15 protein-coding genes and 1 tRNA gene are annotated in these 21,712 nt (G+C 37.9%); 7 read left to right on the forward strand and 9 right to left on the reverse strand.

What is annotated here, in order from left to right; genetic code table 11:
• The first annotated feature begins 43 nt into the window (after positions 1 to 43).
• Genes ACFOSX_RS03590 through ACFOSX_RS03600 form a run of 3 tightly spaced genes read left to right on the forward strand, consistent with a single transcriptional unit; the run spans position 44 to position 4,609 of the window.
• A complete protein-coding gene (locus ACFOSX_RS03590; RefSeq protein ID WP_386100199.1) occupies positions 44 to 1,588 on the forward strand; it encodes a hypothetical protein in 1,545 nt (514 codons plus the stop codon).
• A gap of 6 nt (positions 1,589 to 1,594) precedes the next feature.
• A complete protein-coding gene (gene recJ, locus ACFOSX_RS03595) occupies positions 1,595 to 3,283 on the forward strand; it encodes a single-stranded-DNA-specific exonuclease RecJ (protein WP_386097101.1) in 1,689 nt (562 codons plus the stop codon).
• 51 nt (positions 3,284 to 3,334) lie between these two features.
• On the forward strand, positions 3,335 to 4,609 hold the full coding sequence (locus ACFOSX_RS03600) for an MFS transporter (RefSeq protein WP_386097103.1): 1,275 nt from the start codon (positions 3,335 to 3,337) through the stop codon (positions 4,607 to 4,609).
• Here ACFOSX_RS03600 and ACFOSX_RS03605 read toward each other — a convergent pair.
• The 4 genes from ACFOSX_RS03605 to ACFOSX_RS03620 all read right to left on the reverse strand — a co-directional run bounded on the left by ACFOSX_RS03605 (position 4,588) and on the right by ACFOSX_RS03620 (position 7,761).
• Positions 4,588 to 5,355, reverse strand: a complete 768-nt coding sequence (locus ACFOSX_RS03605; RefSeq protein ID WP_386100202.1) for a UDP-2,3-diacylglucosamine diphosphatase — start codon at positions 5,353 to 5,355, stop codon at positions 4,588 to 4,590. The two genes, ACFOSX_RS03600 and ACFOSX_RS03605, sit on opposite strands and share 22 nt — an antisense overlap.
• A 10-nt stretch (positions 5,356 to 5,365) precedes the next feature.
• Positions 5,366 to 5,818, reverse strand: a complete 453-nt coding sequence (locus ACFOSX_RS03610) for a 6-pyruvoyl trahydropterin synthase family protein (RefSeq protein WP_386097105.1) — start codon at positions 5,816 to 5,818, stop codon at positions 5,366 to 5,368.
• A 114-nt stretch (positions 5,819 to 5,932) separates the two neighbouring features.
• Positions 5,933 to 7,264: an MATE family efflux transporter gene (locus ACFOSX_RS03615; protein ID WP_386097107.1), complete on the reverse strand. Its 1,332-nt coding sequence runs from the start codon at positions 7,262 to 7,264 to the stop codon at positions 5,933 to 5,935.
• Positions 7,261 to 7,761 carry a GNAT family N-acetyltransferase gene (locus ACFOSX_RS03620; RefSeq protein ID WP_386097109.1) on the reverse strand — a complete coding sequence of 167 codons (501 nt, stop codon included), beginning with the start codon at positions 7,759 to 7,761 and terminating at the stop codon, positions 7,261 to 7,263. Before ACFOSX_RS03620 ends, ACFOSX_RS03615 begins: the two co-directional genes overlap by 4 nt.
• Before the next feature lie 48 nt (positions 7,762 to 7,809).
• Between ACFOSX_RS03620 and ACFOSX_RS03625 the strand changes: the two genes are divergently transcribed.
• The 3 genes from ACFOSX_RS03625 to ACFOSX_RS03635 all read left to right on the forward strand — a co-directional run bounded on the left by ACFOSX_RS03625 (position 7,810) and on the right by ACFOSX_RS03635 (position 11,190).
• Entirely contained in the window at positions 7,810 to 8,607 is a 798-nt protein-coding gene (locus ACFOSX_RS03625) for a universal stress protein (protein WP_386097111.1), read from the forward strand.
• 24 nt (positions 8,608 to 8,631) lie between these two features.
• A tRNA-Ala gene (locus tag ACFOSX_RS03630) sits at positions 8,632 to 8,705 on the forward strand.
• Between the two features lie 130 nt (positions 8,706 to 8,835).
• The gene (locus ACFOSX_RS03635; protein WP_386097113.1) at positions 8,836 to 11,190 is read left to right on the forward strand and encodes a hybrid sensor histidine kinase/response regulator; all 2,355 of its coding nucleotides are present in this window, start codon (positions 8,836 to 8,838) and stop codon (positions 11,188 to 11,190) included.
• Here ACFOSX_RS03635 and ACFOSX_RS03640 read toward each other — a convergent pair.
• From ACFOSX_RS03640 to ACFOSX_RS03660, 5 genes are all read right to left on the reverse strand, one after another.
• On the reverse strand, positions 11,171 to 12,016 hold the full coding sequence (locus ACFOSX_RS03640) for an alpha/beta hydrolase family protein (RefSeq protein ID WP_386097115.1): 846 nt from the start codon (positions 12,014 to 12,016) through the stop codon (positions 11,171 to 11,173). The two genes, ACFOSX_RS03635 and ACFOSX_RS03640, sit on opposite strands and share 20 nt — an antisense overlap.
• The gene (locus ACFOSX_RS03645; protein ID WP_386097117.1) at positions 12,013 to 14,754 is read right to left on the reverse strand and encodes a PD-(D/E)XK nuclease family protein; all 2,742 of its coding nucleotides are present in this window, start codon (positions 14,752 to 14,754) and stop codon (positions 12,013 to 12,015) included. The genes ACFOSX_RS03640 and ACFOSX_RS03645 overlap by 4 nt, the downstream gene beginning before the upstream one ends.
• A 68-nt stretch (positions 14,755 to 14,822) precedes the next feature.
• Entirely contained in the window at positions 14,823 to 16,220 is a 1,398-nt protein-coding gene (locus ACFOSX_RS03650; protein WP_386097119.1) for an OmpA family protein, read from the reverse strand.
• A gap of 128 nt (positions 16,221 to 16,348) precedes the next feature.
• Positions 16,349 to 17,545: a glycine C-acetyltransferase gene (kbl, locus tag ACFOSX_RS03655; protein WP_386097121.1), complete on the reverse strand. Its 1,197-nt coding sequence runs from the start codon at positions 17,543 to 17,545 to the stop codon at positions 16,349 to 16,351.
• A gap of 33 nt (positions 17,546 to 17,578) precedes the next feature.
• Positions 17,579 to 20,719, reverse strand: a complete 3,141-nt coding sequence (locus ACFOSX_RS03660; protein ID WP_386097123.1) for a UvrD-helicase domain-containing protein — start codon at positions 20,717 to 20,719, stop codon at positions 17,579 to 17,581.
• A gap of 112 nt (positions 20,720 to 20,831) precedes the next feature.
• Here ACFOSX_RS03660 and ACFOSX_RS03665 point away from each other — a divergent pair, with 112 nt between their 5' ends.
• Positions 20,832 to 21,440, forward strand: a complete 609-nt coding sequence (locus tag ACFOSX_RS03665; protein WP_386097125.1) for a superoxide dismutase — start codon at positions 20,832 to 20,834, stop codon at positions 21,438 to 21,440.
• The last annotated feature ends 272 nt before the right edge of the window (positions 21,441 to 21,712 follow it).

Raw genomic sequence — 21,712 nt, forward strand, 5'->3', positions numbered from 1 at the left:
TTTACAAAACTGATTTACAGGATGTTAAACTTATTTTTTGGTGATAACTAAGACACATAAAGACCATTTATTCTCTTTGGTAAAATCCTTGACCAAGTCCGAAAAGCGCCAATTCAAGTTGTACGTGGGCCGTCTCGATGTTAATTCTGATTCAAAATTTTTGAATTTATTCAACCTTCTAGATAAGTCAAAAACCTATAATGAAAGGGACATTCTAAAATCGGGATTCATAAAAAAGCAACAGTTGGCTAATGTTAAAGCCCATTTGTACAAGCAGATTTTAATCAGTTTAAAATTGAATCCGTCCCATCACAATGTGCGTTCACAGATTAGGGAACAATTAGATTTTGCATCAATTTTATACCATAAAGGACTGTACAAGCAGAGTTTAAAGATTTTAGACAAAGCTAAGGGCGTTGCTATAATCAACGAAGAAAAAAACATGGCTTTTGAGATTGTGGAGTTAGAGAAGGTTATTGAGTCACAGTACATTACCCATAGTGTATCTACCCGTGCCGATGAATTGGCTAGAGAAGCGAAACAGCTCAGCCAGGAAAATGTAATCACTAGTAGATTATCTAACTTATCCCTGCAATTGTACAGTTACATCCTAAAATCTGGATACATAAAAGATGAGGCAGAAAGTGCTAAAATTAAGAGCTTTTTTGAGAGCCATCTGCCCGAATTCGATATTTCTAAAGCAGGGTTTAGAGAAAAGTTTTGGTACTTCAAGGCACACGTGTGGTATAGCTTTTTGATGCAAGACTTTTTGAGTTGTTACAAGTTTGCTTCAAAATGGGTAGACTTGTTTCATGAAAGCGAAGCCATGATTCAGTTAAACCCTGTATTTTTCTTAAAAGGGAATAACTATCTATTGGAGTCCTTGTTTTTTCTTCAGGATAAAAAACGGTTTGATTTGCATTACCAGACGTTTGAGAATACGTTGGCCTCCAAAAGCTTTCCGAAAGATGAAAATGTTACCACACTGTCATTTCTGTATCTTAATTTTCATAAAATAAATGCCCATTTTATAGATGGTAGTTTTTCTGAAGGCATATATCTTATCCCTAAGATTGAAGACGCTTTAAAAGCCCACAACACCTATATTACTGAGCATCATAAAATGGTGTTTTATTATAAGTTTGCCAGCCTTCATTTTGGCGCCGGAAACAATAAAAAAACAATTTTTTATCTCGATAAAATCATTTCGAACAAAGCCATAATAATTAGGGAAGACCTGCTTTGCTTTTCACGCGTGCTCAATTTGGTGGCTCATTATGAAGCCGGAATTGATTATCATTTGGAAAGTCTTTTAAAAAGCACCTATAAATTCCTTATTAAAATGAATGATTTGCACAAAGTTCAAAAGGAAATGATTGCTTTTATTCGAAGGCTTCAAGATATTTACCCACATCAATTAAAGAGCGCCTTTAAAGATTTGCACGAGCGTTTAAAGGCTTATGAACATCATCCATACGAGCGACGCGCCTTTCTCTATTTGGACATTTTGTCTTGGTTAGAAAGTAAAATCGAAAATAAATCGGTACAAGAAATAATTCAATCTAAATTTGAAGCAAGGCAAAATTAGAACACTATGCGTTGGACCTTAAAATCAAAACCCAATCCTGAAACTGTAAGCGCCATAAAAAATGCGCTTAATGTCGATGCTATTGTGGCCACGCTTTTAGTGCAACGTGGTATTGATACGTACGAGAAAGCCAAGACCTTTTTTAGACCTAGTTTTGAGCATTTGCACGACCCATTTTTGATGAAGGATATGGATAAAGCCGTCTCCCGTATTGAAAGCGCCATTGCCAATAACGAAAATATTTTGGTTTATGGCGATTATGATGTGGACGGAACAACGTCTGTAGCCCTGATGTCTTCCTATTTAAAAACGAAAATACAACAAGTTGCCACGTACATTCCAGATCGCTATGATGAAGGTTATGGGATTTCGTACAAAGGCATAGACTTTGCGCACGATAATGATTTTACACTGATAATAGCCTTGGATTGTGGCGTAAAAGCGATTGAAAAAGTAGCGTATGCCAAGGAAAAAGGTATTGATTTTATCATTTGTGACCATCACCGACCTGGAGAAACTATGCCTGATGCAGTTGCTGTTTTAGACCCTAAACGCTCTGATTGCAATTATCCATTTAAAGAACTCTGTGGTTGTGGGGTTGGCTTTAAATTGATATCTGCATTGGCGCAAAAAGATGGTCAGACGCCTGAAGATTTGATGGAGTATTTGGATTTAGTTGCGACAGCCATAGGAGCAGATATTGTGCCTATTGTTGATGAGAATCGGGCTTTGGCGTATTTGGGGCTTCAAGTGATTAATACTAATCCCAGAGCTGGGATGAAAGCCATTATAGCTGAAGTCAAAAAAGATGAATTAACCATCACGGATGTGGTGTTTATCATTGCTCCACGAATCAATGCCGCAGGTCGCATGAAACATGGTAATCATGCAGTAAGTCTACTCACTGAAACGGATTTTAATATGGCTGCGCAATATGCCGTTGATATAGATGAATTTAACACAGACCGACGAGAAACGGACAAACGCATTACCGAAGAGGCTTTAGCACTTATTGAAAAGAATAATGAGCAAGAAGGCTATACAACTGTGGTGTATCAAGAGGATTGGCACAAAGGTGTTATTGGTATTGTCGCTTCCCGATTGATTGAAACTTACTATCGCCCCACATTGGTGTTTACTAAAAGTGGTGATAAGCTAGCGGCCTCTGCACGGTCTGTATCAGGATTTGATGTGTATAATGCTCTTGAAGAATGTTCAGACTATATTGAACAGTTTGGTGGGCATAAATATGCTGCCGGATTGACCTTATTACCTGAAAATTATGAAAAATTCAAAGCCAAGTTTGAAGCGGTAGTCGCCAATAGCATAGATCCTAAACTGCTGACACCAGAATTGAAGATTGATGCTGAAATTGGTTTGAATCAAATAGATCAAAGACTGTATAGAATACTCAGTCAGTTTGCTCCATTTGGTCCAGGGAATATGTCGCCTGTATTTATGTCATCCAACTTAAGGGATACAGGCTACGGCAAATGTGTTGGCGAGGATGATAAACATTTACGGTTAACAGCAACCCAAAAAGGACTAGGCAAAATAGTTGCAATAGGTTTCGGGTTGGGCGATAAATGCGATTTAATTACGAATGGAAAATCATTTTCTGCCGCTTATAGTATTGACGAAAACCATTGGAATGGTAATGTAAGCCTTCAACTTAAATTGAAGGATATAAAATAAAAATAAGACCTGTCAGGTTTCCAAAACCTGACAGGTCTGAAAATTAAACCTGTGAGTAAAACCGACCCATACCAAGCCTTACGCCACAAAGAATTCAACATTTTTTTATTGGCGCGCTTTGCTTTAGTATTTGGTTGGTCCATGCAGTTTGTTGTTATAGAATGGCAGGTATATGCCATGACTAACGATGAATTAAGTCTCGGAATTATTGGGCTATGTGAGTTTGTCCCCGCCTTTCTTCTAGCGCCGTTTGCTGGTCATATCGTTGATAAAAAAGAAAAACGAAACTTGTTTGTGCTCTGTATCGCTCTATTTTCTTTGATAAGTTTCGGGCTGTATTGGCTGACGTCTGAAACCATTGAGTTGCAGTGGAAAACCAACCGAATTTTATACTGTATTTATGGGTTGATCTTTTTTGGAGGTGTACTGCGTGCTTTTTTCGGACCAACCATATTTTCATTAATTGCACTAATTGTTCCTAAAAAGGCTTATCCCAATGCAGCCACATGGAGTAGTAGTACTTGGAAAGGTGCAAGCGTGTTTGGTGCACTTTGCGGGGGATTTTTAATTGCTTGGATTGGGGCGCATCATACATTAGGCATCATTTTCGCTTTGGTAATGTTAGCCTTGTTCTTAGTGTTTTTCATTTCCAAAAAACCAATACTGAACAAGCGCATCGGAGAATCTGTTGGCGATAGTTTAAAAGCAGGTTTGCGATTTGTCTTTAATGACAAAGTGATTTTAGGCGCTTTAACTCTGGACATGATTGCCGTTTTGTTTGGAGGTGCTGTTGCTATTTTTGCTGTCTTTGCCAAAGATGTTTTAGATGCAGGGCCTAAAGGCTTCGGATTGCTGAATGCGGCGCTTTCAACAGGAAGCATTGTTGCCATGCTTGCAACAACTTATCTTCCGATTACAAAAAGTACGGGAAAAAAGCTATTGATTTCCGTATTTGGGTTTGGCCTCTTTATGATCGTTTTTGGCGCTTCAAAATTATTATGGCTGAGTGTTTTGGCCTTGTTCTTTTCAGGAGTGTTTGATGGTATTTCAATGGTAGTGCGTCAAACCATTTTGCAGATTAAAACACCAGATGAAATGCGTGGCCGTGTTGGTGCTGTTAATTCTATGTTTGTAGGGTCGTCTAACGAATTGGGTGCCCTAGAAAGTGGCATTGCTGCCAAGATTTTTGGGGCGCCTTTAGCCGTTATGTTGGGCGGTACGGTAACACTAATTGTTGTTGGGGTAATTGGTATTAAAAACACAGCGTTAAGGGAACTCGATTTAACCAAAGATGTTAAAGAACATCAGGCGTCTCCTTCAGAATAAGTTTTCAATTCTAATGTTTTCCCATCGAATTCGCCATAGGTGAAATACTGAATCCAGTCGCCGAGATTTACGTATTTTGAACGCTCGTTCAATTGAATTTCTAATGGTAAATGGCGATGGCCAAATACAAAATAATCCCGATGCTGTTGTTCTAGTTTTCGTTTGGAGTATTGAGCTAACCATTCGTTGTCTTCACCAAGAAATTTAGCATCGTCATCGCCCGAAATCATTTTGTTCTTTACAGAAAAGTACTGTGCAATACGCATTCCAATATCAGGATGCCCCCATCGGAACAACCAGTTGAAAAACGGACTTTTGAAGACCTTTTTCATACGTTTGTAACCTTTGTCATGTGGTCCCAAGCCATCACCGTGTCCTATAAAAAAAGAAGTGCTCCCTGAGATGAAATCTTTTGGGCCGTGATAAACAGGAATGCCTAACTCTTCTTCAAAATAACCATTCATCCATAAATCGTGATTACCAACAAAATAGTGGATGGGAATACCTGAATCAGCAATTTCGGCAAGTTTACCTAATGTACGTGTAAAGCCTTTTGGAACAACGGTTTTATATTCAAACCAAAAATCGAACAAATCGCCTAGAAGAAATATAGCTGCTGCATCTTTTTTGATCTCGTCCAACCAAGCCACGAATTTTTTTTCGCGCGGTAGCGAAGCCTTAAAATCTGGAGCGCCTAAATGATTGTCAGATGCAAAATAAATTTTCTTGCCTTCAGGAATTGTTATGTGTGTGGCTTCAATCATTATCACTGGCAAACCATTCTGCGAATGATGTTGCGGTCTCTTGAAGTTTTAAGGAGTGAAGGTAAATATTAGCTGGTAGGTGTTTCTTGATTTTTTTAGCAAAGTCAATGACCATCATTTCGCTAGTCGGCTGGTAATCTACCAAAAGAACGTTGTGTCCGCGGTCCTGGAGTTCCTTGGCAAGTTGAACATGGGGTGTATTTTTATTGAAAACCGTAGCGTGGTCAAAGACATCTACAATTTCTTGTTTTACGATTTTCTTTAAATCTCCAAAGTCTATGACCATTCCAAACTTTACGTTAGTGATATCGTTGATAGGTGTTCCGATAACAGTAACATCTAGGCGGTAACTGTGTCCGTGGACGTTTTTGCATTTACCGTCATAACCGTAAAGGGCGTGGCCAGTTTCAAATGAAAACTGCTTTGTAATCCTAATGTTACTCATTAACGTCTGCGATTTCGATTTACAAAATACACGACAATCAAGACGATTGCCAAGACTAAAAACAACATGTTATCCATAATCCAAATAATTGAAACGTTAGTTACTGCCGTAAATTTAAGGGTTTTGGGCTAGTGGTCGGAAGGTTTTGTAAAATTTTATAAGCAAAGGCACGCCTCGCGCAACAATCCAGAGAGTGAACGCGATGAAGATGCCGTAAAGTTGTAGCTCAAGACTATCTAGCCAGAGCAACAAGGGCACAAAAACCAAAAAGGTAGCGCCCAATAGTATGTTACGCAGGTATTTCATCCAGCCTAGACCTTTAAACATACCATCAAAAATAAAGGCGATAGCACAGAGGGGTTGCATGGCTAAGACAATCCAGAAGATATCATAAAAGGCGTTTAAGACTTCGGGTTCGTTAGTGAAAATTCGGCCTATAGGATAGTAAAATAGTGCGCCAACCAAGGCCATAAGTAATCCTGAAATCACGCCAAATTTTATTAACTTTTTGCTAAGTTTTATTAATTCTGAATACGATTTGGCACCATACAACCGACCTGACAAAATGTTTCCCGCACTGGCATAACCATCAATTAAAAAGGCGCCAAAGAACCACAGATTTATTGCGATAGTATAAGCGGCGATGTAGACCGTTCCGTAGTCGGTGGCATAACTTGTCGCAAAATACAAGGTTGTATTTAAAGCCAATGTTCTAACAAAGAGATTTAAAATCATTAATGAAAAACGCTTGATTTCCTTGTTAAACGGAAATGAGACAATGACTGGAATATCCGTTTTTTTCAAAATATAATAGAGCGATAAAAGCGCCATTAAAAGTTGGGCAAATACGCTGGCATAAGCTGCACCTTTTATGTTCATGGGGTCGATATAGCCTTCAATACCATAGACCAGAATGACATCTAAAATAATATTGGCCACAGCCCCGATGATAGCAATAATCATGGGGTGAAAGGTGTTCTGTAAACCTCTAAACGTTCCGAAAACGGCTATGGTAAATAAGGTAAATGGAAATCCAAACACCCTAATTTTATAATAGTCATTACAATAAGCAAGTGTGGTGCCTTCAGCATTGTAAAAGCCAAAAATCTGTTCCGAAAATGGATAGGTTAATAGAATGATAAGGACACTTAAGCTGGTTATTAAAAAAATAGCTTGGCTTGGTAAGTTTTTCACTGCTTCTAATTTTCCAGCGCCGAGGTATTGTGAAATAATGGATGAAATTGCGCTTCGGGTTTGGCCCAATACCCAAATCAGCATCGATAAAAAGGTGCTGACTATACCAACAGCGGCCAAAGATTCTGTGGCATTAAAGTCTATATTTCCAACGATGGCGGCGTCAGTTAAGGATAAAATAGGCTCTGAAATTCCAGAAATCAAAGCAGGAATGGCCAATTTGTTAATCTGCTTTGTGCTTAAGATAGTCATAAAACCAATTCGTAACAGTAGAATGGATGTTCACTCTGTTTCGGGAAATAGATATTCCCCAATCGCTGATATCCGCGATGTTCATAGAACTTTTGATTTCTTGTATTTTGAGAAAAAGTATCGAGACGAACAGAATCAAAAAAATGCTTTTCAGCATACGCTTCAGCAAAATTCATAAGTTGTTGCGCGTAGCCTTGACCTTGATAATTAGGATGAACGGCTAGACGATGGATATACAGATTTTTGTCATTGGGAGTTAACCATTGTATGGGAATGTACTCATCATCCATATGGGTGGAGCAGACTAAAGTACCTATAATCTGTTCTTTGTTTAAAAGTACATAGAGTTCTGAGCGTTCCACATCGTTTTCAAAAGCAGACCGGCTTGGGTAATGTTCGTTCCATTGAAATATGCCCTTGCTTATCATGTGTTTAGCACAAGCCTTGGTCAGTTCTAAGATGGGTTCGATATCGGCTTGGTTGGCCTTTCGTATCATTAAATAATCGTACTTTTGCCACCAAAGTTAGACCTTAATTTCGGAATTATGAAAAATATACTCGTTCCTGTTGGCTCCTCAAAAAATGCACAAAGTCATTTGCAATATGCTATTGATTTTGCTTCAGAATTTGATGCTAAAGTTTATGTGGTTCAGATTTACAATGTGTACACCAAAGCGGGTACCATGATAAAAGTTGACCATATTTTGGAGCGTGAAAGCCAGAGCTTTTTAGACGGCCACGTTGCTTCCGTAGACAAAAAAGGCGTTGAGGTGATTACTAGAGTCTTTAAAGGGAAATTGATTGACACCTTAGAGCTAGCCTGCAAAGCATTGGATATTGATTTAATTGTGCTCGAACCGAGAACCAATTCCATTAAGGATGAAGTTTATCTCGGAAAAACGTCTGGAAAAATCGTGAAGCAAACGCAAATCCCAGCATTGATTGTTCCAGAAAATTATAGTTTCAAACCGATTGAATCTATTTTAATGGCCGTTAAATCAGCCATCATCAAAAAGGACAATGCTTTAAATCCGTTGTTATCCATCAGGTCTAGATTTAATTCAACATTGAATTTATTATTGGTAAAAACACCGTTTTATAATGAAGGTGATTTTGATATAGATGATGCTTTAAAGAGTTCAGTTTCTGACACAAAAATTACGGAGAACGCAACGACCTTTCAAGGGTTGTTGGAACATAAAATAAGTTTTGACCCAGGTTTAATTTGTGTAGTGAGACGCCAGCGTGGGTTTTTCACCAAACTTTGGGAAGACAACACCATTCTAAAAAAAGATTTTCACAGCTCTACTTTACCGGTTTTGGTATTGCGAGGTTTAAAATAGATAGTATATTTACGACTGAATTTTGGGGATGTAGCTCAGTTGGCTAGAGTGCTTGACTGGCAGTCAAGAGGTCACGGGTTCGAATCCCGTCTTCTCCACAAAAAATCCGCTATAAGCAATTATGGCGGATTTTATATTTAATAAAACTCTGAAAATCAATAGATTAAATCGTAACTTATTGATTTACAGTTTTTTTCTTATGTTAGCAGTCCCAAATCTAGACTAACCATGAAGCTTATACTTCTAATCACCTACGTATTAGCGGGTAATTTGCTGGCACAAAATGAAGCTTTTGACCCCGAAAAAAGTAAGGGCCAACTGTACGAGTATGCCCAATATGTTAATACAGGAAATCATCAGTATTCTATTGATGATATTCGCTCTAATTCCATACTTGAATTTAAAGAACTTAATTCCGAAAACCACAGTTTCGGCTTTACGTCGGATGAGTATTGGGTGACTTTCCAACTTAAAAATAGTTCTAACGAAAAGTCGACATATTATCTCGAAACAGCCAGACCAATTACCGATGTCGTAGATTTATTTCAGATTAATGGCGCCAAAATTGAGCGTTTTAGAAGTGGTGACCAAATTGATTTTGAAGACCGCCAAGTTCAACAGCGACAGACGGTCTTTAAGTTAGAGTTGCCTGCAAATTCTACACTGCAATTTTACATTAATACCACAAGTGACGGCGAAACTATCAATATGCCGTTGACCTTATATTCGCAAGATGAGTTTCTCAACGTCAATTACAAGCAACAGCTATTTATGGGCTTGTTCTACGGTTTACTGTTTTTGGCAGGGCTTATTTACCTGTTTTTCTATAGTAGTTTACGCGAAAAAACCTTTTTGTATTATTCGCTTTATGTGTTTTCCATCGGATTTATGCAATCTGCCTTAGACGGATATATCTATCAGTATTTTTTACCAAGTGGCGGGTTTTTAAATAGTAGAATGGTATTGATTACGGCCTTGAGTTCCAATTTTTTCTTACTGAAGTATTGCGAATATTTCCTGAAAATAAATGTGCAGTTAAAGTCCTTTAAAAAAGGCTATAACATTGCCTATGGTATCATAGCTGTACTGTTTGCTATGGTGTTTATTAGCCCAAGAACCTTAGAATTAACCTATCCTATAAGCAATGTCAATGGGCTATTTAGCCTGGTTTTAATTTTAGCATCTTTATTTACGTTGCGCTTTAAGAAAATTGAAATAGACCGGTATTTCTCCATCGGAATTTTCTTTTTGGTTGTGGGGCTTCTCGGGTTTGTTTTAAATAACCTAAGTGTTATCCCAAACAATTTTTACACTTTGAACAGCGCCAAATTTGGCTCGGGCTTTGAGGTTATTTTCCTATCCTTATCGATGACGAATTTAATTCGAAAACTGCGAGAGAATCACGAGCACTCACAAGAATTGGCACTTCAAAAGTCTGAAGAAATCAGTGAAATGAAGACCTTTTTTATGTCTAACATCAGTCACGAGTTTAGAACGCCAATTAATGCCATTATGGGTATTGTCCAAGCCGAAATAGGAAATTCCAATAACTCATTAGAACAACGCAAACAATACGAAATCATTAAAAATGCTTCGGTAAGTCTCTTAAGTAACGTCAATGATGTTTTGGATTTTGAGCGGATTGAAAAGAACCAATTGGAGCTCAATAAGAGCTATTTTAATCCATCAATTTTACTGAACCAAATCAGTAATAATTGGAAAACAGAAGCCCAAAATAAAGGTCTGAATTATTCATTTGAAATGGACCATGAAATCCCAACGTCTATTTATGGTGACCCTGATAGGTTTATTCAAATCATCAATAACATCCTGGCGAACGCCGTAAAATTCACTAATGAAGGTTCGGTAAAATTCAAACTAAAATGTTTGATTCAACCAGATGAGATGTGCCGATTTTCGTTTCAGGTTTCCGATACGGGTATTGGTATGGACGAGGAGAGTAAGAAGACTTTGTTTGAAAGTTTCAACCAAATGCGCCATAACCATAAGCGAAATTTTGGAGGTATCGGCCTAGGATTGACTATTGTTAAACATCTTATTTTCTTGTTTGACGGCCAACTTAAAATCGATAGTGAAATAGGTAAAGGCACAGATGTGTTTATTGACATCCCGATGAAATACAAGAAAAAAGAAGTAACAGCGCCACAAGAAGTCAATAATGAACAGGCATATCATATCTTGGTTGTGGAGGACAACAAGATGAATCAATTGGTAATGCGTAAGATGCTAGGGAGCGTGCCTAATGTTACTTTTGTTGTCGTAAATAATGGACAAGAGGCTTTAGATGCCCTTAAAACCGAAGTTTATGACGTTATTCTTATGGATTTGCAGATGCCAATAATGGACGGCTACGAAGCTACTGAAAAAATTAGAAGCGGTTTCCTTGGTGCGGATATTGAAAACCTGCCGATTATCGCTGTTACGGCCGATGCCATGCAAGAAACCAAGCAACGCGTGTTTGAGTTGGGTATGAATGATTATCTGACTAAGCCAGTAGACAAGGCACTTTTATTCGAAAAAATCCATCAAACAAAGTATAAGTCTAAACTTCAGATTGCTTAAGAAAGTGTGTGATTTCTTCACATACGGTTTTGAGTTCAGGCGATAAATCATCCGATTCCCAAGGCTGTTTTGTGTTGAACACATGGTCAGCATTTTCAATGATTACCAGTTTACTATCTGGTTTCCATTCATATAAGTTCAAAGCTTCATCCATTGAAATAGATGTGTCTTTATTGCCATGAATGATTAGCGTTGGAATCGTCAACCGTTTTACAGCAGATTCAATATGAAGGCGTTCTTCATTCGCTTTAAAATCCTCGTAAAATTGAAAATAATGTGGCATATCTTGGTTTGTTCGCCCATTTCTCACATATTTTACGCCATCTTTTTGCCAACGTTCCAAGTCGCCGATGGTTGAAGAGCGCTTTCCGAAATTACAAACGCTGGCGAGCGTAATTACACGTTTTATTCTAGAATCTTCTGAAGCATGAAGCAGTACTATTCCACCACCACGACTGTGACCAATGGTAGAAATCTGACTAACATCAATATGATTGTCATGCTTGAATTCATTTTGAACCCAATCCACAACACCGTGCAAATCCTCTAACTCTTTGGTGTAATTATTATTCCCAAAAGCCTCTAAATCCGGAAAGTCAATCGGGTTTTCCATTGTTCCGCCATTGTGTGAAAAATTGAATTTTATAACACAAAACCCTGCATTAGCAATAGCATCCGCCATGAGATTCCAAGCACCCCAATCTTTGTAGCCTTTATAACCGTGACAAAAAATGACTATGGGTTGCGTTTCGGATTCATTATGCCTTAGGTCAATTAAAATGGGCTTTTTATTCGGACGTTCAAGAATGTGTTCTATAAATATCATCGGTCGAGTTCTTTTTCAATAAAATCAATGTTAGGATTACAGATTTCTGAAATCAAAGTTTTAAGTTGAATCGTGAATCGGTCTAAGATAGCTTCAGAAATTTCGGTTTGCGTATTTCCTTTTTCAGACTTGTCGGTAAATTTTAAGAATCCTGATTTCAAGTTTTTAAATGAAATAATACCGCCTTCAACCGGGAGCGTTAATCGATTGGCGTTTTTCATCATCAGCGCATAACTCAAGACCTGAAAGGATTTGCTGTACTTGTCGTAATCCGTAATGAGCGCGTCCCAATCTGCAACGGTTACTTTGGCTTGGTCGACTCTACCCGATTTGTAGTCGATAATTCTGGTTATTCCATTTAGCTTATCGATTCGGTCCACTTTCCCTGTTAAGTAAACAGGAAAATCAAGATGTTCAATATCTATTTTTATACGTTCTTCGGTTTCAATGGCAACGATTTCGATGACATTACCCTTTTTAAGGAGGTCCAATTCCTGTTCTAAAAAATTCGACACGTAACGCTTAGCAATTTCATAGATGATAAGGTTCTTTCCGTACTTTATAGCTTGAAGATTGTAAAGCTGTTCAAAATGAAATTTCACTTTAGAATCCAAGCGTTTTTTAAAGTCCTTGATATGGTCTTCGCTAAGAAGTTCACCTTCTAATGGCTTATAAAAATCTTCGAGTGTATTGTGAATCACAGACCCCAAAGTATTTGAAGCGACGGTTTCTTCAACCTCGTTCATGTCTGAAACACCTAATATTTTCTGATGATAAAAATCAATCGGATTACGGATGTAATTAGTCAGCGACGAGGATGAAAACCCTTTTTCAGCAATGGCTTTTAAACTGGTTATGACCGCTTCGGTTTTTTGAATTTGTTTTAATTCAGAAACGGATTGCGGTACAGGAACGATGGTGTTTTTCAGTTTCACATCATGAATACCTTCCAAGCTCAACTGTTTTACAAAACGGCTCGGTTCGCCACCTTTTAAAACATCTGGCTCAGTATTATAAAGAATGTAGATGTTTTTGGCGCGTTGTAAGAGCCTATAAAAGTGATAGGTGTAGACCGCATCTTTTTCTTTATAGGTCGGTAGGGCATTTTCTAATTTTACATCGTATGGAATAAACGAATTCTGACTTTTCCCTGCTGGAAGTAAGCCTTCATTAACGGATGTAATGATGAGGTTTTCGAAGTCGAGTACGCGAGTTTCCAGCATACCCATAATCTGTAGGCCCTGAAACGGTTCTCCAATAAAATCTAAGGTTTCAGAATTCAACAATTCATTAAAAATAAGCTGTAAACTCTTTAGGTCTTTTAGGTAGGGATAAGTCTTGTTGAGGTTTGAAAGCTCGTTAAAAAGCGTGTAAAATCTATAGCAATATTCCAACGGAAGACGGTCTTCTTTGGATTCTTCATTAAGCGAGGCCTTTAGCGTATAGATAAGCGATAAAACGTTTTCTAAAGCAGTGCCTGTTTGGTTGTTCCAATCGCCGAATAGAAGTTTGAGAAGTGTTTTATCAGCTTTGTTCTGGCTGAGAATATCTCCAATGCTTAATCGTGTTAAGTTGTTTTTATAGATATAGGATTTTAGTGCGTGCTGTCCAACAAGAAGGCGTTGTATGGACTCGTGCGAAATAATATCAATAACATCTTTGTAATAGATGCTTTCTGAACGGTTGCTTTGTAAGCTAAAAAGTTTGTGAAACAAACTGGCCAAAGGGGTTGCGCGTAAAGGAAATCCCATAGTGACATTGGCGGATTTCACTTCTTTAGGTATAGAGTTTAAAACTGGAATCAACAAGCTTTCCTCGCCTAGCACAACGGCTGTGTTGGCAAGTGTTTTGTGTTTTAAGGTCAGGACTTTTAATAGTTGCCCTACCTGTTTGGCCTGCCCGATAGATTTGGCGCAACCAATGATTTCTATATGTTTTTGGTGACTATAGTATTGTGATTTCCAATGAAAGGGATTTTCGTCAAAATAGGACCAAGACTTAAGGTGTCCCCTGATGAAATATCCTGCATCATGAATTTCATTCTCTAAAAAATGGGCGTCAACATCCCAATAAATATTTGCAGAATCTGACTTTAGAAGATGCTGTATGATTTGAGATTCAGCGGTATTTAAGGCATTAAATCCTAAGAAAATATGATGGCTTTTTGTGCCTTCAGAATACGACTTCAAATTTGAAACAGCTTCTCGATACATTAAGCCTTGATAAGCAACACCTTTTTCAATAAGCGTATCTTTTAGTGAATTATAATAGGTTTTGAGGTTGGCCCAAAAGGAGAGATATCGTGCTATAAGTTGAGTTCTGTTATCTTCATTGGCCCAATGTGATTTCAGTTCTTGAATGTCCTTTAGATAGTCAAAAATTTGATTAGATTCTATAAGATACCGGTCTATCTCATTAAAATCCTGAATGATAATCTGTGCCCATTTTGCAAAGCTTTCAAACGATTCAACATCTTTTTGGGGCGTGACCTTAAGATAGACCTTATAGAACTCAAAAAGAAGTTCTGTATTTGAAATTGGGTTTAGTTCCGATAGTTGTTCCACAAACTCTTCAATACTTAAAATTAAAGGTGAAAATGTGGTTTCAGTAACGGATTCGGCTAAGCTTTTTTTTAGTTGGGTTCCAGCACGTTTACTAGGGAGCACAAAAATGAGATTTTTAAAATCAAAGGATTTTGATAGTACTGATTTTAAGACCTCATCTATGAATGTTTGCATTGTATAAAAATAAAAAACGCTTCGGATTCCCGAAGCGTTTTTCTTAATCTATATGAGTTAGTTACAACTTATTCTTTTACCAAGTTGATTTCTACACGTCTGTTTTGAGCTCTACCAGCTGCAGTGTTATTAGAAGCGATTGGACGCTCTTCACCGAAACCTCTAGAGTTTAATCTAAATGGATCTACACCGTTAGCAGTTAAATAATCTTTAACAGAAGCTGCTCTTCTATCAGATAAGCCCATGTTGTAAGAATCAGAACCTCTACTATCAGTATGACCTTCTACTTGGAATTTCGCAGATGGGTACTCGTTTAAGATTTTGATAATATCATTAAGTGTTTGTGCAGACTCAGGCTTGATTGTTGCTTTAGCAGTATCAAATAAGATTGTTCTTGCATATTCATTCAATTGATCTTGTACTTCTTGAGTAACGATTTCTGGACATCCGTTATTTGCAGCTGTACCAGCTTCGTTAGGACATTCATCATCTTTGTCTAATATCCCGTCACCATCAGAATCTGGCCAAGGACATCCATTGTTAGCAGCAGGTCCTGCTTCGTTTGGACACTTGTCGTCACCATCAGCAACACCATCGCCGTCAGCATCTGGACAACCCATTAAAGATTTTAAACCTGTAACAGTAGGACATTTATCGTCCTTATCCATTACACCATCACCGTCAGTATCTGGGCAACCGTTAAATTCAGCTAAACCTGGAGTATTTGGACAATCGTCTTTAGAATCTTGGATTCCATCGCCGTCTGTATCAGGACATCCGTTAAATGCTTCTAATCCAGCAACTTCTGGACATGCATCATCTTGATCGTAAATGCCGTCGCCGTCAGTGTCTTTTCCACCGAATTTAAATGTCACACCAGCAGAATGTTGAAAATGTTTTGGCAAATAATCCTCAAATGAATGTTTGTATGCAGATTGTAAATCAATAGCAACTTTTTCACTAACCCAAAATCTAAGACCCAGAGTTCCGTTTAAAGTACCTGCGCCAATATTATCAACCCAGGTATAACCACCACCGACTCCTAAATATGGGTCGAAGACATTCGAGTTAAGCAAATTTTGGAAACTATAACTCACTGCCCCATCAACTGCGTAATAAGTTAAATCATCAACTCGATTAACAGTTTCTTCACCAGTCAAAGGATTTCTGTTTTCACCAAATTTGTCTATACGATTTAATGATCCTGCGGCAGTAAAAGTAAATCCGTCACTTAAATAACGAGAGACCGCTAGCCTAGAGACGAATGGAAGAAAATTCCAGTGATCGTTTGCATTAAAAAATTCATCGAAGTAATCACCCTGTGGAAGATCTTCACCTACAGGATAAACGTCTACGGCATTTACACCAAGACTAACCGCCCAAGGGTTGTTTGCATCCTGAGCATTTGCAGTAGTAAAGCTTAATGCTAACAATGCTACAAATAATAATCTGCTAAGATTTTTCATATTCTAATTAATTTTGATTTTAAGTGTTAATTAAAGACAAATGTAAGTTGTTAAATATTATTAACAAAGATAATTTCGCAAAAAAAATGAAATAAGGTACTATTTTTGGGCATTGAGCACAATTATGTCTAACTGATTATTTCTAGAATTCGCCCAACTTTAACAAAAGCATGTATAGCTTTATCTAAATGTTCTTTATCGTGCGCTGCTGATAATTGTACTCTTATTCTTGCTTTTTCTTTAGGTACAACAGGAAAGAAGAATCCGATGACATAGATGCCTTCTTCCAATAACATATTCGCCATTGTCTGGGAAAGTTTGGCATCATATAGCATAACAGGCACAATCGCCGAGTCGCCATCAATGATGTCAAATCCAGCATCTTTCATGCCTTGCTTAAAGTAATTTGTGTTTTCTTCCAATTTATCTCTTAATGAGGTATCGTTTGAAAGCATATCAAACACCTTTAGCGAAGCACCAACAATAGCAGGGGCCAATGAATTCGAGAATAAATAAGGTCTAGAACGCTGTCTTAAAATCTCAATGATTTCTTTTTTAGCCGTGGTATAGCCACCCATAGCTCCACCCATGGCCTTACCAAGTGTTCCGGTAATGATATCTATTCGGCCTAATACACCTTTTGCTTCCAAAGTTCCGATACCAGTCTCTCCAATAAATCCTGTAGCATGGCATTCGTCTATCATTACCATAGCATCATATTTATCGGCCAAGTCGCAAATGTCATCTAAGGGCGCTACTAATCCGTCCATGGAAAAAACACCATCGGTAACAATTATTTTATGACGGGCACCATTTTTATTGGCTTCTTGTAGTTGCACCTCCAAATCAGCCATATTATTATTTTTATAACGATAACGAGCCGCCTTGCATAAGCGCACACCGTCAATTATTGAAGCATGATTTAAAGAATCTGAAATTATAGCATCTTCTTTCCCAAGCAAAGGTTCAAAAACACCACCATTGGCGTCAAAGGCTGCGGCATATAGAATAGTGTCTTCTGTGCCATAGAAGTCGGCAATCTTTTGTTCCAATTGTTTATGGATATCTTGAGTTCCACAAATAAACCGCACGGACGACATCCCAAAACCATGTGTTTCCATAGTATCTTGAGCGGCTTTTATCACGTCTGGATGCGAAGAAAGCCCCAAATAATTGTTAGCACAAAAGTTAAGTACTTTTTCCCCTGTAGAAAGTGTAATTTCAGCACCCTGAGGGGATGTTATAATGCGCTCTTCCTTAAAAAGCCCCGCCTCTTTGATATCTTGAATTTCGTTTTGTAAATGTTGTTTTATAGAACCGTACATAGTGTGTTTTAATGTGATTTCACAAAGTTAGCATTAAAAGTGCACAATCTCAATCTCATCGGAGACATAGACTAAAATTTTATGTTTTACCGAATAACCCATTTTTTCAATTGTAGTAGTGTAGGCGTCTAATTGCGATTTGTGCTCCACCTTATCTTGACCTGTTTTATAATCGATGAGTACGGCTTCCTTGCTAGAGATAACCAAACGGTCGGGTCGTAGAATGATACCATCTTCTGAAAAGATATCACGTTCATTATAAATATCGTAATCTTTTGAAAAATAGGACGACAAATCAGGATGCGTAATAATTTTTTTTAATGTTAATTTGAAAGTATCGCTATCTTCAGACTTAAACTCACCTTTATTCAAAAATTTTTGAATCGTTTTATCCAAGTCCTCTATGGTAACAATTTCAGCCATCATATCATGGATAAGTGTTCCATAGGCTTTTGCTTCTTGTTGTTCAGAATCCCATAATCGGCCTGCATTGGTGGCGATATCCAGCTTATGGTCCGCTTTATTTGAAGAGACAAACTCATCAAGTAAAACTGTATTTGAAACCTCTTCTTTATAGTCTGAAACTTTGGTGCTATCCCCAAAAGTGTAGTTCATTTGGCTATCATTCCACAAACCAGAATGCTGTAAAAACCGAATCAACCATCCTGAATACGATTTATCGCTAACCACGCCTTTTGAAGACACATCATGCTTTGCCAACACATAAAGTTGTTCCACAGCTCTGGTCAAAGTGACATATAGCAGATTGATACTATCCAACCGCAATTCTGCCTGACGTCGGTCATATATCGCTTTTCCGATGTCGCCAAAGCTTTCAAAATCTTTGTTGAGATTCAGGAGAAATTCATCAAATCCGCAATAGGTTTCTGCATCTAAAGGATGCCACGCTTTGGCTTCAATGTCTTCGTATATATTCTGATTGGCAAACGGAAAAATCACAACAGGGAACTCCAAACCCTTGGATTTGTGGATGGTCATAATTCGTACTGCATCCTGGTTTTCTGGAGACACAATGCTCGCCGAATCCTTCTGCTCATCGTAGTAGTCCAAAAAGTCATTAAGCGTGGATAATTGCTTTTGGTTGAATTCTAGAACCATTTCCAGAATGCCCTGAACGTAAGCATCAGCTTTTTCCATAAACCCGAAAGCCCTTAGAATGGCTTCAGAAAGTTCGAATAAATTAGTTTGCAATAACGCTTCAAACGACAGGTGAATGTTGTGTTCTTTCAGTAATTCGAATATGTGATTCGTATCTGAATCAACAATGATTTTCAAAAATTGATGCTTGTTTTCAATTTTAAAACTATCAGCCAAAAAGTAAGCGAGCTGTAATTTGTGGTTTGGTTCTTCGGGTTGATTTAAAAACCGTAAAAATGCAATCAGAAACTGAACACTCTTGGCGTTGGATAGCAACAACGTTTCAGATGAAATTATCGGAATGTCATTAGCACTCAAATGCTCGGCAATGGCAACACCTTCTTTCTTTTTTCGGATTAAAACACAAATGTCACCAAGTTTGAAACCTTTGTCTTGGCAGTCGTCAATAATCTCTAAAACCCGAACGGGGTTGACTTCAAATTCTTCGGTTTTGTCAGCAAAGTCCAAAAATTCCAAAGCGACAAAACCCTCTTTTTCAATCCTCTTCTGTTGCTTGGCTTTGCGGTAAAGATTGGCGTAGGAGTCCGTTTCAAAAAAATGCTGAGCTAAAAATGAAAACAAGTCGTTATTGAAGTCTACAACGGCTTTAAAACTTCTATAGTTGGTATCTAAAGGCTCCAACTCTGGCATAACCTGAAACGGTTGTGCAGTACCATCTATGATATCCATAAATTGTTCGGCCTTTCCACCTCGCCAACGATAAATGGATTGTTTGGCATCACCCAAAAGCATAGTGCTTCCGTAGGTTGAGGAAATAGCGTTGTCTAGCAAGGGCACCAAATTTTGCCACTGGCTGACAGAAGTATCCTGAAATTCATCAATAAAATAATGACGAAATTTTTCACCTAAACGCTCATAAATAAACGGAGTCGGCTGGTCTTTGATTTCATTGCCGATAAGTGTATTAAATTCTGAAATAAGGATTTTATTCTCGTCGAGTTTTATGAGTTCCACTTCGTTCTGAATGGCGCTCAACACAGAGAGCGGAACGATATTTTTGTAAATCGCTTTTTGAAATTTTAATTGAGACACATCTTGTTTTGTCTGCTCAAAAGCAGAAATTAAATCTTCGGCAATGGCATCGATACTGGCCTTTGTGTCTTCGGACTTTGAAGCGGGATATAATGACTTCTCTCTTAAACTCAATGCCCAGCCTGCTTCATAATTTATGGTGAGGATTAATTGGCTTAGTTTCAAAAAATAGTTGGGCAAATAAGCGCGAGAGCCTCCTGCAAAATCTTCAAACTGTAAATCTGCTGAAGCTATTTTTTCTAATGCACTTTCAGCAGTTTTAATAATTTCAGATTCTAGCGACTTGGTTTGCTTGATGATTTCAGACTTTAGACAATCAAAATCAGCGAGCGATTTGTCTTTTAAGGCTTTGACCGATTCTTGCGAATTGGCATCTATAAGTAGTTTTGCAATTTTATTGAAGTCGTAGCTAATGTCCCAACTTTTGTCGTCATCCGCTTTTTCAATGGCAAAGGCAACAAGTAGGTTAGTGAGTTTTTGGTCCGTTCCGGCTTTGGCAATGAGATTATCAACAGCCTTGTTGAGCAGGTCATCGACTTTAGTTTCTACTTCAAAATTAACAGGTAATTTAAGGTCGTATGCAAACGTGCGAATTACCCGATGCGTAAACCCATCGATGGTAGAAATATCGAAACCACCATAATTATGTAAAATATAGTAAAGTGTGTCTTTGGCTCTTTTTTTTAATTCGCTGTGCGAAATATTGAGTGTTTCGCTTAACTCCGAGAACATGGGGTGCGGTTCTGAACCAATTTCAAATTTTGAAAAAAGGCTCAGCATATCAATGATTCTGGTTTTCATTTCCCCAACCGCCTTGTGGGTAAATGTAATGGCCAGCATATGCTTAAACGTGTTGGGGTTGGTGGATTCTAAAATTCTTCTAAGATAAGAACGCGCTAAGGTGTAGGTTTTTCCGCTTCCGGCGGAAGCATCATAGATTTTGAAAGCAGAAGATGAGCTCAAAAGATAAAATTTATAGCAAAATAGGGAATCTTAATATTTTATTTAGATAATACAGAGGTCAAAATCGTAAATTTGAAAGAATTGAAATATTAACCAGCAAAACATAATCATTATGGCTTTTGAATTACCAGAATTAAAATATGCATACGATGCACTAGAACCACATATTGATGCGAGAACGATGGAAATCCATCATTCTAAACATCATAATGGGTATACTACAAAATTAAATGCGGCGCTTGAAGGGACAGACCATGAAGGTAAAACCATTGAAAATATCTTGATGAATCTAGATATGGACAATAAAGCTATTAGAAATAACGGTGGTGGTTTTTATAACCACAGCTTATTTTGGGAGGTTATGAATCCTGAGGATAGAGGTTACTTGTCTGGCGAGTTAAAGGATGCCATTGAAGCCAAGTTTGGCTCAAAAGAAGCTTTTATGGATGCGTTTAGCAAAGCGGCTGCAACACAGTTTGGTTCTGGTTGGGCTTGGCTGTGCGTACACGAAGGTGGCAAAGTTGAAGTTTGTGCGACACCTAACCAAGATAACCCAATGATGCCAGGTGTTGGTTGCGGTGGGACACCAATCTTAGGAATTGACGTATGGGAGCATGCGTATTACCTAAATTACCAAAACAGACGTCCAGATTATATTGATGCATTTTTTAAAGTCATCAATTGGAATGAAGTAGAAAGACGCTACGCAGAGGCGAAATAAGAGAACTTACAATTCCTGCATGGTTTTAAAAACCATGTAGGTCTATTTTAGAATATTAAATCCAAGTCTAAAAGCTTGGATTTTTTTATATAGTAATATGAAGTGTAATGATTATTGTAAAGAAGCTGAATGGTTGTTTGTGGAGACATCCGCCTTTAGAATAGATTCCCATATTCATGGGAATAAAATGAAAAAGGATGAACAGAAGTTCACCCTTTTTGCCCCAAATCTACCATAAACTTAACCTACTTATGTTATGGTAAGCGCAAATA

Source organism: Winogradskyella maritima, from assembly GCF_042650215.1.
Taxonomy (GTDB): Bacteria; Bacteroidota; Bacteroidia; order Flavobacteriales; family Flavobacteriaceae; genus Winogradskyella; species Winogradskyella maritima.

What these genes read in the sequence shown, in the direction of transcription:
- ACFOSX_RS03650 (WP_386097119.1), bottom strand. Translation starts at nt 16,220, where the DNA reads ATGAAAAATCTTAGCAGATTATTATTTGTAGCATTGTTAGCATTAAGC.
- kbl (WP_386097121.1), bottom strand. Translation starts at nt 17,545, where the DNA reads ATGTACGGTTCTATAAAACAACATTTACAAAACGAAATTCAAGATATC.
- ACFOSX_RS03620 (WP_386097109.1), bottom strand. Translation starts at nt 7,761, where the DNA reads ATGATACGAAAGGCCAACCAAGCCGATATCGAACCCATCTTAGAACTG.
- ACFOSX_RS03615 (WP_386097107.1), bottom strand. Translation starts at nt 7,264, where the DNA reads ATGACTATCTTAAGCACAAAGCAGATTAACAAATTGGCCATTCCTGCT.
- ACFOSX_RS03635 (WP_386097113.1), top strand. Translation starts at nt 8,836, where the DNA reads ATGAAGCTTATACTTCTAATCACCTACGTATTAGCGGGTAATTTGCTG.
- ACFOSX_RS03665 (WP_386097125.1), top strand. Translation starts at nt 20,832, where the DNA reads ATGGCTTTTGAATTACCAGAATTAAAATATGCATACGATGCACTAGAA.
- ACFOSX_RS03645 (WP_386097117.1), bottom strand. Translation starts at nt 14,754, where the DNA reads ATGCAAACATTCATAGATGAGGTCTTAAAATCAGTACTATCAAAATCC.
- recJ (WP_386097101.1), top strand. Translation starts at nt 1,595, where the DNA reads ATGCGTTGGACCTTAAAATCAAAACCCAATCCTGAAACTGTAAGCGCC.
- ACFOSX_RS03640 (WP_386097115.1), bottom strand. Translation starts at nt 12,016, where the DNA reads ATGATATTTATAGAACACATTCTTGAACGTCCGAATAAAAAGCCCATT.
- ACFOSX_RS03625 (WP_386097111.1), top strand. Translation starts at nt 7,810, where the DNA reads ATGAAAAATATACTCGTTCCTGTTGGCTCCTCAAAAAATGCACAAAGT.
- ACFOSX_RS03610 (WP_386097105.1), bottom strand. Translation starts at nt 5,818, where the DNA reads ATGAGTAACATTAGGATTACAAAGCAGTTTTCATTTGAAACTGGCCAC.